The 12,124-nt window shown below is 40.2% G+C and carries 11 protein-coding genes and 1 tRNA gene; 5 read left to right on the top strand and 7 right to left on the bottom strand.

The window, feature by feature from the left end; translation table 11 throughout:
- Positions 1 to 45: 45 nt before the first annotated feature.
- Positions 46 to 1,065, bottom strand: coding sequence for a GGDEF domain-containing protein (locus ACXAFE_RS11025; RefSeq protein ID WP_475152335.1), 1,020 nt, complete (start codon positions 1,063 to 1,065; stop codon positions 46 to 48).
- Between the two features lie 182 nt (positions 1,066 to 1,247).
- Between ACXAFE_RS11025 and ACXAFE_RS11020 the strand changes: the two genes are divergently transcribed.
- The 3 genes from ACXAFE_RS11020 to rimI all read left to right on the top strand — a co-directional run bounded on the left by ACXAFE_RS11020 (position 1,248) and on the right by rimI (position 2,062).
- A tRNA-Trp gene (locus ACXAFE_RS11020) sits at positions 1,248 to 1,324 on the top strand.
- A gap of 49 nt (positions 1,325 to 1,373) precedes the next feature.
- Complete coding sequence (locus ACXAFE_RS11015) at positions 1,374 to 1,631, top strand: hypothetical protein (protein ID WP_475152333.1); 258 nt, start codon at positions 1,374 to 1,376, stop codon at positions 1,629 to 1,631.
- Complete coding sequence (gene rimI / locus ACXAFE_RS11010; RefSeq protein ID WP_475152330.1) at positions 1,616 to 2,062, top strand: ribosomal protein S18-alanine N-acetyltransferase; 447 nt, start codon at positions 1,616 to 1,618, stop codon at positions 2,060 to 2,062. The genes ACXAFE_RS11015 and rimI overlap by 16 nt, the downstream gene beginning before the upstream one ends.
- A gap of 105 nt (positions 2,063 to 2,167) precedes the next feature.
- Here the strand turns inward: rimI and ACXAFE_RS11005 are convergent, their stop codons facing one another.
- Positions 2,168 to 4,840 carry an ATP-binding protein gene (locus tag ACXAFE_RS11005; RefSeq protein WP_475152327.1) on the bottom strand — a complete coding sequence of 891 codons (2,673 nt, stop codon included), beginning with the start codon at positions 4,838 to 4,840 and terminating at the stop codon, positions 2,168 to 2,170.
- Between the two features lie 190 nt (positions 4,841 to 5,030).
- Here ACXAFE_RS11005 and ACXAFE_RS11000 point away from each other — a divergent pair, with 190 nt between their 5' ends.
- Complete coding sequence (locus ACXAFE_RS11000) at positions 5,031 to 5,549, top strand: YfiR/HmsC family protein (protein WP_475152326.1); 519 nt, start codon at positions 5,031 to 5,033, stop codon at positions 5,547 to 5,549.
- Positions 5,550 to 5,630: 81 nt separating this feature from the next.
- Here the strand turns inward: ACXAFE_RS11000 and ACXAFE_RS10995 are convergent, their stop codons facing one another.
- From ACXAFE_RS10995 to ACXAFE_RS10975, 5 genes are all read right to left on the bottom strand, one after another.
- The gene (locus ACXAFE_RS10995) at positions 5,631 to 7,919 is read right to left on the bottom strand and encodes a TonB-dependent receptor plug domain-containing protein (protein ID WP_475152323.1); all 2,289 of its coding nucleotides are present in this window, start codon (positions 7,917 to 7,919) and stop codon (positions 5,631 to 5,633) included.
- A gap of 168 nt (positions 7,920 to 8,087) precedes the next feature.
- Positions 8,088 to 9,098 carry a BtrH-related acyltransferase DarH gene (gene darH / locus ACXAFE_RS10990; protein ID WP_475152320.1) on the bottom strand — a complete coding sequence of 337 codons (1,011 nt, stop codon included), beginning with the start codon at positions 9,096 to 9,098 and terminating at the stop codon, positions 8,088 to 8,090.
- Positions 9,067 to 9,498: a DarG family dialkylresorcinol biosynthesis protein gene (locus ACXAFE_RS10985; RefSeq protein ID WP_010561845.1), complete on the bottom strand. Its 432-nt coding sequence runs from the start codon at positions 9,496 to 9,498 to the stop codon at positions 9,067 to 9,069. The genes darH and ACXAFE_RS10985 overlap by 32 nt, the downstream gene beginning before the upstream one ends.
- Before the next feature lie 2 nt (positions 9,499 to 9,500).
- Positions 9,501 to 10,649: a beta-ketoacyl-ACP synthase III gene (locus tag ACXAFE_RS10980; protein WP_475152316.1), complete on the bottom strand. Its 1,149-nt coding sequence runs from the start codon at positions 10,647 to 10,649 to the stop codon at positions 9,501 to 9,503.
- 5 nt (positions 10,650 to 10,654) lie between these two features.
- Complete coding sequence (locus ACXAFE_RS10975; RefSeq protein ID WP_475152312.1) at positions 10,655 to 11,569, bottom strand: dialkylrecorsinol condensing enzyme; 915 nt, start codon at positions 11,567 to 11,569, stop codon at positions 10,655 to 10,657.
- A gap of 92 nt (positions 11,570 to 11,661) precedes the next feature.
- On the opposite strand from ACXAFE_RS10975, the gene ACXAFE_RS10970 reads away from it, so the two are divergent.
- Complete coding sequence (locus ACXAFE_RS10970; protein WP_475152311.1) at positions 11,662 to 12,108, top strand: DUF2141 domain-containing protein; 447 nt, start codon at positions 11,662 to 11,664, stop codon at positions 12,106 to 12,108.
- Positions 12,109 to 12,124 lie beyond the last annotated feature (16 nt).

Here is a 12,124-nt window from a genome sequence, read left to right as displayed (position 1 = left end):
TTGAGATATAAAAATGCCAGCTAGTAGCTGGCATTTTTTATGGTATTAGAATAATTCGACGTCATCGGCAGAAGGATGCTCTTGGCTATCTTCATCGAGAATGTCGCCGTAATAAACACATTGGTTTCGTCCGCTATTTTTTGCTACATAGAGCGCTTTGTCGGCATTTTCAATCACCGAAATAGGGAAGTCGTAAGGGCTCATTCTCGAAAAGCCAATACTCAATGTTAACTGCTCGACAAATGGAAATTTGTTATCTCGCACATATTGCTGGAATTCAGCCAGTTTTGACGTGATATGTTCAAGTGTTGTCGGTTCAAATACTACGACAAACTCTTCACCACCAAAACGGAAAATTAAATCGCTGGAGCGGAAAAAGAGCTGCATTTTTTGCGCAAGCGTCAACAGTACTTCATCACCGCATACATGTCCGTAGGTATCATTAACTTGTTTAAAATGGTCAATATCAAGAATGGCTAGCCAAGATGACTCGTCATAACGTTTGTTACGGTTGCCCTTTAATTGTGGCGTATTATGCGAGTGTAACTGGTCTTCCAGCAGTTGTTTTATCTTGCGTTCAAACGTTTGTCTGTTGAGTAAGCCGGTTAATTTATCGCGTTCACTTTCGTTAAGAATGGTTAAGTAGTTTTCATAAATACGACAGAGTGCATTCAGTGTCACTTGCTCACTGGAATTAAGGTGTTTAGCAACTATATACACAGCGCCCGATACTTGGTCATCAATCATGACAGGGATCCAACGTGTTTCATTACCCGATTTGTCTTGTAAACTGATTGTGCAGGCAGACTCAAGGCAGCATTGTAGCTCCTTCGTCGGCTCTTTAATAATCTCGCGTGAACGCCAGTGAATTTTTCCCTGTTCGTCGCTTAATAAAGAAGCACTCGACTCTATACCTATACCATTAAAACGCGAAAGGTCTTTGTAAAGCGCCGCTTCTGTTGGTTGCAGAAACTCGCTAATTGTCGACAACAAGCTTAATTCAAGTGAATCTACATCGCGGTGTCGTGTAATTTTTACTACCGAGTTTAAGAGATCTTTTTGCAAAATTACCTCAGCTCCAGACTCCGTTCTGTATATTTTTCATAATTAATTCTTAATTTTCGAACAAATATAATTATTGGTCAATTGTAAAATGTGATTTTGTTGTTATTTTGAGCACCTGAACTGAATTATGTTATTTTTTTCTTTACCTTTAGCAAAGAGTCCTTATAATGCGACGTCATTGCAGGGGCGTAGTTCCAATTGGTAGAACAGCGGTCTCCAAAACCGACGGTTACGGGTTCGAGTCCTGTCGCCCCTGCCACTTCTTTTATCACTTTCTTAGTACTTCAATTTTTAATCGTTTTGTCATTATGGTTACAAACTGGTTAGCTACACTTTTCGATATAGAATTGCTTCAGCTCAAACAAAGCGACGATTTAACCCAGCAAAACAATGCACAGTTACAAATTGACCTGAACTTGATGCTAGAATCAGCCGGCTTTAAGCTAGTTTTTACTGATCTACATGTGCCTTTTGAAATAAGTGCAGGATTAGTAAAAGTGAACAATTTGGGATTAACCGGCGAACAAAAGAAAGCATTGTGGCACACGTTATGGCAACAGATTTAATCGTAAAATTAGACCAAACCTACTTACAGAGTTTAATGACTATTGAACAGCAGTGTCATGCCTTTCCTATGTCTGAAAAACTAATGGCATCGTGTTTGTCGGGGCGTTACAGTGCGTATGGATGTATGGACAACAATGCTCTGCAAGGCTTTTATATTTTAGAGCAAGTAGGCCCTGATTATACCCTGATGGATATTTGTGTTTGCCCTGAAAATCAAGGTAAAGGGCTTGCTAAGGCTATGCTTGCCCATTTGTTGGGTGTTGTAAAAGCTGCAAATGGCGAGAATGTATTTTTAGAAGTGCGACAGTCTAACCACGCAGCAATTCATCTTTACACAACATTTGATTTTGTTGAAACAGGTGTGCGTAAAAATTACTATCCGAGTGAATCGGGTCGTGAAGACGCGATATTAATGGCGCTTAGCTTTTAATTCAAAAGAAGTAGCCGCACCATTAATTCACCTAGATAACGAATTATTATTCTGGGCTAAGCATTACGCTTACAGTGCTATACCTAACCACATATTTAACTTGTCCTAATCTTCCTCTTTTAGATTAAGAATAAATATAATTGCTTGTTCAAGTTTGAGGATGTGGTAGTCGAGACCATCTTCATTATGGTCGCGAATACATGATTCTAATTCGGCGGCAGCATCACTAATATGATTAAAGCCAAAACAACCCGCACTGCCTTTAATGCTGTGGGCTAAGGCGAGTAGCTCATTGAGATCTTGTTGCTCGTTTAAGTTAGCGATTTGTTCTAATAAACTCGGTAACTTAGCTTTGTAATTACTGCTGATTTGTTTAAAACGTTCACCTTGGAATAACTCTTCCCAGTTTTGCTGACTGCTGCGGTCAAGCGCCAAGAATTGCTGTAATGTTTGTTCAAGTTGTGATTTATCAATTGGCTTTGCAAGCGCCTTGTTACACCCAGCTTCGAGGTAAGCGTCAACATCGTTTTTCATTACGTTAGCCGTTAGCGCAACAATTGGCCCGTCAAAGGCGGCATTACGCAGCATTTCTGTCGCTTCTAAGCCACCCATTACCGGCATTTGCATATCCATTAGAATTAAGTCGTAATCGTTGGTTAATGCTTGCTCTACTGCTTCTGCACCATTATTGGCAAAATCAGGTGAGATGCCCCATTGGCTGAGCAATAAGCGGATCAGATCTTGGTTGTCTTTATTATCTTCCGCGACCAAAATGTTGCCTTCAAACTGCTGAGCATGGGTTGTGTGTTCTTCTTTCAACATTGCCTGAGCTGAATCGGCGCTATTAATCATGGTGATTTGTTGATTTTGATTGTTTGTTGCCACGATTATTTCAAAGGTACTGCCTTCGCTTAACTTGCTGTTTACGCTGATATCGCCACCCAATATCTGTGCTAGGTTTTTAGCTATACATAATCCTAGCCCTGTGCCACCAAACTTACGAGTAGTGCTAATGTCGGCTTGCTCAAATGGCTTAAAGGCACGCTCTTGCTCTTGTTGTGACATACCGATACCACTATCAATCACGGTAAATATTAGCTTTTCAGTTGAAGGTGAATAGCGAACATTTAATGCCACTTCGCCTTTTTCGGTAAACTTAACCGCGTTGCTACAAATATTGAGCAGTATTTGTTTAAGACGCGTTTCATCGCTATGAATAATGCTTGGCAACGGGTATTCGATATTTAGGCTTAAAGTAAGCTTCTTATCCGTCGCCATTGGTTCAATCACGCTTTTAATATCGTTAATAAACGGAATAAGCTCTAATGCGCGTGTTTCAACTTCGAGTTTATCGGCTTCAATTTTAGAAAGGTCGAGAATGTTATTAATAAGTTCAAGTAAGTGCTTGGAGTTGCGCAATACGGTACTTAAATACTTGGCTTTTTTGTTGTTTGATTCTTGCGTTAAGATGGTTTCGGTAAAGCCCATAATTGCCGTAAGTGGCGTACGAATTTCATGGCTCATATTGGCAAGGAAACGGCTTTTCAAATGGTTAGCTTGCTCAGCTTCAATAATCGCTTTTTCGAGCTTTTTGTTAATTTTTGCGATGGCTTGAGTACGCGTAACTACTTTTTCTTCTAGATGCTCACGGTAGTCGAGTAATTCAGTTTGGTATTGCTTAATTTGGTTAACCATATGGTTAAAATCTTGAAATAACATACCTAATTCGTCACTGCGGTCGATAGGTAGTTTTATGTTTAGATTACCATCACCCACTTTATGGCTCGCTTCGGCAAGTGACTCAATCGGCTTTAACAGCATGCGACGTACAACTAAGAAAATAATGCCAGGTAAAAACACCGCAGTCGCAAGAATTAATAATGCGGTGTACATGGTTATGGTTTTACCTGCTTTATAAAGCGAATCTTTATTTAGCGCGGTAACAAAGTATAAATCGTTGCCCATTGAGTGCGCTAAGATCATACGTTTCTCATCAGCTAACGTACGCAGTGCCACTTGACTGAAAAGGCCTGTATTGGCTGTTTTTTTCAGTAATTGCAGCTCAAATTCAGATACATAGCGGTTATTAATATCAACTTGATTGCAGAACAGGATTTTACCTGAGTTATCCATAATGAAATTAACAGTGTCAGAAAAGTAGTTATTAGCAACACTTTTCGCGATTTCACTATTATCAATATGAAAAATTAAATATCCCAAGACTTTGGGTGAGTCGAGCGTAAATCGCGAATCAAATAAGCGATAGGTTAAGTAAATCGAGGTGTTATCGTTCTCGGTAACGAAAAATAAATTTTGTTGCTTGCGGCTATTGGTGAGTTGTTCACTAAACGAGTAGCTTTCGCGTGTTTCTAGCACCGCTTTAGGATAGTAACTAAGTACTTCTCCTTGTGGGTTAATTACACCAATACTGAGTATATGTGAAAAAGAATCGACGTAATTACCAAATTCATCCACCAGTGCCGAGACTAATTTTGTTCGCTCTTTTGATGGGCGATTGCGCTCATCGTAACTGTAAATTAAATATTGGCTGAGATCGGGTGAGGCGGAAAGTAATTCAATAATGGAACTGTACAGTTGTGTGTAATTTTGGCTTTTTGAAACTTGCTGTTCAACAAAGCGAGTAACAATTGCTTCAGCTTGTTTTTCGGAAGAACTGGTAACGTTGGAAAGGGAAAAAACCCCTTGAATTGCCATAGGAATAATCACAAGGGGAGTAATATACCACAGCAGTCTTACACTCAACTTGTTGTTATTCATCGTTTTCCATTTTTCAGCAAAAGTTCTTCTATAATCTAGCATATTTTTGTACTAGTATAAGAATATAATTACAATCAGTACAATAATTTGCATGTATGTTGCATTGTCGTTTTGGAATACGATAGCTTATCGAAAAGGAGTCTCAAATAAGCATTATGTGTAAGTTTTACAGCAAGATGATAGTCGAACAGTGTTGCTAAACTCAGTTAATAAGTTAAAACGGCTACTCGTACTATCGTTAGTGCTTTTCAGCTTATCAACATTCAGCATGGCCAGCGAATTGCCGGCAAATTTGCAGGTTGTATTACTTTCCAAGTTAATGCCATATGAAAAGGCATTGTCAGTTAAGCCTAAGCTTTCTATTTTTGTTATTAATGACCAAGCAGTGTACCAGGCGTTTAATTTACTAAAAGCCAAACAGCGCAATGAGCAGCTAGGTAATATTAAATTTGGTAATTCACTGCCAACCAAAGCCTACGACATTATTTACCTCGATGGCCAAGTAAATTTAAGTGATGCACTTATTTATAGTTTGAAGTTTAATAGCTTGCTGGTGACTAATGAAATTGACTTGGTAAAGCAGGGCATTACATTGGGACTAAGTGTTAAAAATGGCCGCCCAATGTTCTTTCTTAATAAAAAGAGCAGTGATGCAACGGGGCTTAGCTGGGATAAAACTGTGCTCGATATTGCAACGCTTTATAACTAATCTCTATTAGGTTAAACAATTTACCTTGTTTTACCATTTGAAAAGCACTAACTACTTTTTCAATTTTATGTAAATAGCCGTTTAGAAGCTGAATAGTACTTGTAACGCTAGAGTGCGTCCCATTTGCGAGTGATAGGCTGGTGTGAAACCCTGAGGATCGGCATTTCGCTCAATATCATACTCATTAATGTCGCTGGCGCCATCTTGCCTACCAACCAAGGTGTATTGTTTATCAAATAGGTTTTTAACAATAAGTTGTGGTGTAAGGTTTATGCCCGAAATTGTTAAATTTGGTGCTGATAGCACTAAGTTATACAGCGATAAACTAGGCGCGTGCTTATTGAAATAAGCGTTACTGGTTGGTGCATTGCGATTGATTAAGTGATTTGCGCGTAAGTCAATTGTGAGGTTTGGCATAACGCGGTAATTAATGCCCCAATTAATTTTGTGATCTGTGGTGTGATTAAGCGCATTCGCTGTTAAATCTTGGTCGCCATCGGAGTAATGATAATTAAAGTACGCCGATATACTTTGATTATAGGTATAACTCGTATCTAACGTGATGCCCCAATAGTCGCTGTGTTTTGCGTTTTCATAGCTCACTGTTCTGCTAGTGTCGTAGCGGAAATTATTATTCTCATCACTAATATCTAGCCTAATACGGTTATCTTCTTGGCTGTAGTAGAATGCTGTCTTAATATCTAACTGGTGTTTTTGCTGTTCGTAAAAATAATGGCTAACAAGCTCAGTAGTTCTGACTTGTTCTGGTTTTAGGTTTGGATTGCCACGAAACTCATCATTGAGCTCAAAAATACTTGGCTCGCGGAAGGCTTGTCCATAGAGCAGTTTAAACACTAAGCTTTGGCTAGCGTTATAGTTAATTGCAGCTCGTGGGTTAGTTGTTCCACCGTAGGCATCACTGTGATCATAGCGCAATCCTAAGGTGTAATTTAGGCGGTCGTTGAGGTAGCCTTGGGCTTCCACATACACTGCTTGTTCATCAACATGCTCAAGGGGGGATTCGCTGTATACATTGAGGCCTAATCCAGCCTCTGCCGTTAACCAATCAGATGACGTTGATGCTTGCTGACCTATTTGATAATCGCCGAGCGAAACCACTTGGCCCATTTTTTTTGAGCGCATTAAGCGATAACCAATTTGCCAGTCTATATCGTATAGCTTTGAGATATTGAGCTGTTGTTCAAATGCACGCTGCTCACTTACGCTATGATAGCTTTTTACTAAATCAACAAAGCGATAGCTGTATTTGAAGCCTGTATCTGGTTTTTGTTCGTTTTCTCTTTGCCATATCCGCGTTTGCAATATCAGCTCGGGCGAATATTGGTAGTCAAAATCTAAGTAGTAATGCTGTGCGCTTTGGTGTTTTTTATACGATGCATCGCGTGTTTGGTATTCAAAACCTGTTACATAGCTGCCGAGCCCTTGTTCCTGCTGCCAAGTATTAAAGCCTACCTTAATGAGTTGAATGCCACGCTTGTACTGATGTGGATTTTGCCAAACTAGTTTACCTCTTAATGCTGAATCATCGCTTTGGTTATTAAATCCCGCGCCTTGATATTGGTTAGCAAATGGGTGTGGCGTATTGGTGGTGTAGCCGTTGGCGTTATAACTCTGTAGTTGATAATTCGGAAATAAATGATTGGCAAAGTAGCCTGCAGGGTCGTAGCTTTCGAGCCCTGAATCTCCATCGCGTTTAAAATAACGACCAGCAAGTTGCAAACGCAATTCTGAAAGTTGATGGTTAAGCATAAACTGCGCAGACTGCTTGCCGTGCTCTCCAGCAAGTAAGCTCATGCGCTGTCCTGATGTGTTTGTGGCACTTTTTGTAATAAAGTGAACAACGCCCGAATACGCATTGGCACCATAACTTGCAGAGCCTGGGCCTTGTACTATTTCAATGCGTTCAATATCAGCGAGAATTTGCTGATTGCCCCAAGGCTGCGACCAATTAAATGCGATATGGTTTTGTACAATGCCGTCAATCATAATGAGCAATTGCACATTACCCGGGGTGCCACCGATCCCACGATTGATACTGTGGCTAGTGTATTCCCCAGCACCATCATAGTGATTGCTAAAATCAAAACCGGGTACATCACGTAAGATATCAATCAGGTTTTGATATCCACGTTGCTTTATTTGCTCTGCGGTGACTATTTTAATATTTGCAGGGGCATCAAGAAGTGAGCGCTTTTTGCGGCTAGCAGTTTGCACTTGCACATTGAGCAAGTCTTTTAAACTAAGTGCTTGTAGAGATTCTAAATCGTAATCAATAGCGTCAGCATGATTTGCTTGAGCTGAAATAGCTAAAAGTATCGCAACACTGAGAAAATTAATTCGGCTAGCCATAGCTGTTATACATTCAATATCGAATATTATTAGATTTATAGGTCAACGATAGCACAGTTTAGTAGCAATAGGTATTTATGCTAAAAGCCTATGACAGTGGTTGTAAACAACTCGACACATAGGCTTTAGATTGGCAGGTATAAAGAGATTAAATAACCTGAACTCAGCTTATTTAATAGCGAGTAGGCGGGCTCTCAGTTCTGTTTCTTGCTTAGCGCAATCACGTAACTGCGCCGCGATATCGCTAAGTGGTACAGGTGTCTTACTGCGGCAGTGATTAACAGCAAGCGACGCAAGATTACGCCAGTTATCACCGATTTCAGTTGCCATTTGCGATGCATCAAACATTGCTTGATTGTTTGTGTAGTTTGCAGCTTCATCTAAAAAGCTGGCAAACATAAAGCGAAAACCAGCGCCACCTGTGCCGATTTCTTCTTGCATTCGTACAATATGCGCCAAAAATAAATGACGGTATTTCTTTGGTTTGCGATCGAGTCTTTCAATATCTTTCGCTAACTTTTCCATACCTTGGGTGCCAAACAAGTTAATGCCCGGAACTGGTAAACCAGCCATCATTTTTGCTGTTTTCTTTATCCCAGAATAAATATGTGGTGTTAAATCCACTTCTTTTGGCACATTATCAACCCAATACATTAAGCCTTTTGGTGCAAGTGCACCTTTACTAAAGCGTGCTTTTTCTAAATCACGTTTAGGGCAGGTTACAGTATGTTCAAATACAGGGTCACTAATTTGGTAGTGATCATTAGCATCAATTCCGTAAACCAATAAATTGTGTGCATTAAAGTGAAAGCGCATTTCATCAGGGAAGTAGGGCAGCCAATAAACTGAGGTTTGTAAACCAACTACTTTGCCTTCGGCTAAAACCTCATCTAGTTTTGCCATACCTTTTTCTGCACTTGAGAATTTTTCTCGGTGCAAGGTAATGCCAAGCTTTTTAGTCACTGTATTAATAATGGTTTTTGGTGGCATGCGATAAGCAATCAGTGGCATACCGGCTACTTTAACGAATGGCAAATAGGCAAAGCTCATGGCCGATGAAATACCAAACGCCATTGGCTCAGAAATATTAAAGCCATTGGTTGATAGCATATTTGATACAACGCCACTTTCGCAATGTGAAGATTGGTTATGCACTAGGTTGTTTAAAACTGGCGTCATGTTGCTCTGGTATTTCCTTTAATTGTTGTTCGGTAATGGCAAGTGCCTCGCAGTAACGGGCGAGGGCTTTGGCTGAAAGTGTGTTAAATACACGCGGCTTAAAATGGCGTTTTATTTGCCACTGAAAAAAGCCCGTCACTTGAGATAGCGATAGCACGTCATGACGTGCACACAGCATATGGTATTTAAGTGCTGAGACTTTGCCTTGCTGGACCTCGGCTAAAGTGTCTTCAGCTTGTTGATTAAGATCGTCAACAGCATACTGGGTGGCAAATGATTCGACATCCCAGCCAGACGACTTTACACCGGCATAATGGCCCGTTTCATCAACTGCATATACCAGCTTTGATTGCCCTTGGTAAATTTTTGAATTGTCCTGCGGGACTTGATCTTTTTTCACCGTTATTCAACCGTTAACTGCATAAAGCCACTGGAGAAACGGCCACTCTCAGGAATGTAACAAAGTAATTGCTGACCTTTTTCAAGGATATTCGAGCGCAGTAGCTCCGATAACATAATGAAAATAGAGGCCGACCCTGTGTTGCCCCGCTCAGTTAAGTTGGTGTACCACTTCTCGTATGGAATCGTAAAATCGATGTTTTCAAGTCCTGCATATAAACGTTCTCTGAAATAACCCGATGAGTAGTGAGGCACAAACAAGGCGTAATCACTGGCAACGAGTTTACGCTTTTCAATGATGCGGCTTAGTGCATCTTCTACGGTATATTTTACAATGTTTTCGTTCAGTAAACGCACATCTTGCTTGACCGTCATAATAGACTGTTGTGTTACTTCTTCTGCAGAAAAGCGGGTCCAGCTTTTAAGTTGGCCGTCATCTTGTTTTACTGCACCTGCGTACATACAAGTTTCTAATTCATTGGCATACGAAATAATATCAATCCAATCGATTTTCAGATTGAGTTGTCCCGCCACGGGTTTATTTTGTAAAAATGCGGCACCGGCACCGTCAGACAGCATCCAACGTAAGAAGTCTTTTTCAAAGGCCACTTCAGGATTTTGTTCAAGTGTTTCAACTTTGTGCTGGCATTCTTTATCGAAGTTTTTAGCAGTCATCATGCTAGAGGCTATTTCGCTGGCAACCACCACGCTGTTCTCAACTTCTTCAGCTTTAATATTCAGGTAGGCATACTTAAGTGCGGTAACACCACATAAACAAATGCCTGATGTTGAAACCACCTCGCAGGGCGGATTGTTTAATTCACCATGCACCATTACGCCATGGTTAGGTAATGTTTGGTCTGCTTGGCTGGTACTCGCAATTAAACTTTGAATCTGATTAAGTTCAGTTGGATCAGTAAAAAGGCCTTTTACTGCTTGTGCTGCAAGCGACGCATTTGTGTGCGTCATTTCTTTGGTTTCTGGATCGATTGCGTAATAACGTTGCTTAATTTTGTTGCTTCGCAAAATTACAGCGCGCGCTCGTGATGGTTTATTGCCAGCCATTCCGAGCAGATTTTCCATTTCTTTGTTTGATACAGGCTGGTTCGGTAAAGCGTCAGCCATCGCTGTAATATAAACAGGACTTCCCATATGTACTACTCTCCAGATGGTTCAGCGTAATAGGCTTTTTGTTTTGCAATTTTTTTGCGTGTTAACGGCGCTATTAGCTTTTTAATAATTGCGGTAATCGGCACAACAGTGAGGATTAAAGTAACTAAGAATACAACATACACACTTAATCCAACGGCACGGCCAAAGCTTTGCTGTGAGCCGAATTTTTTAAGAATTTTCGACCAAATAGAGAAGCTATGGTTGCCAACGCGTTCACTCGCAATCAATTTTTCATTTATCTTAACTGCCTTCATGCCAAAAAACATTGGGCGGGTAATCGGGGTATCATTCAATAACAAGCGTTGTCTGATAGCATACCCAAAGCGTTTTGCATCAGCGATATCTGTTTGTGATACACCTGCCGCAGGCACCCAACTAAGTGGCTTTTTCTTTCCTGTCATCATCCAAAGTGGTGTCGCTAAAAAACTGAATGCAGCCCCGCAGTCATCGCTAAGCACGACGTTATCGACCAAGTTAGCATCGACGTCGGCCAATAGCTTTTTCATTTTTTCTTGCGCTGATAACCACATGCCGCGACAACCGATCAATGTAACTACAGGGGTGTCTTTAAAAAGCTGTTTTGTTTGCGGTAATTGCAAGAAAGATGAAATTGGTAATGAAGGGGTTAAAAACCACACTTGATAACTAAGGATAATTAAGTCGTATTTTTCAAATTGAGTTTCAAACGGTTCTAGCTCAATTGGATCCATTGCGACGGTTTCAGGAAATACACGAAAGAACTGACCGAACGGCCAAGGAAAGGGGAAATTCACCTTAGGTTTGATCACTAAGTGATCAACTGTAATCTCTTTATTTTCCTTGAGAGGACCAACAACTGAGTCCAAAATGCTTGATAGTTGCCCAGTTTGTGAATAGTTAACAGTTAGAACTTTGCGCATTATTAAGACAGTATTTATTCCATTAAAAAGAAGTTATTATATAAAACATTAATATCTAAGTGAATCTTAATTGGACAATGTTTTGTATGTTAATGTTTAAGCGAAGTATTATTTTGTTGGTTGCCTTATTTAGCGCTGTCTCCAACGCTAATAGCTTATCACTCGAGGTTGAAAATGATGTGGCTGCTTTGGGTACTTTGCATGTTCAACTTTTTCAGTCAGAGCTTGGTTTTTCGCAAGATTCAAAAGATTGGCAGTCGCTTACGCCTTATCAAGAGCAGCATATTGCGATTAATGGTCAAAATGTCTTGGTTGATTTTAACGACTTGCCAACGGCTTGGTACGCAGTTCGTTTATATGTTGACGAAAACGCCAATCAAAAGCTCGATTTATCGCGCGCAGGTATTCCCAAAGAAGCGGTAGGTTTTTCCAATAACCCTATGTTATTTGGCGGCAAACCTAAGATTGCAAAAACCAGCTTTAAATTATCTGAAAACAGTAAAAGCCAAATCAAATTAATGAAAGATAAACGAAAATAATCGTTTATCTTTCAAA

It is taken from the genome of Pseudoalteromonas sp. ABV4_021 (genome assembly GCF_056159365.1).
The sequence above is the reverse complement of the archived record's forward strand: the minus strand, read 5'-3'. Positions and strand labels throughout refer to the sequence as shown.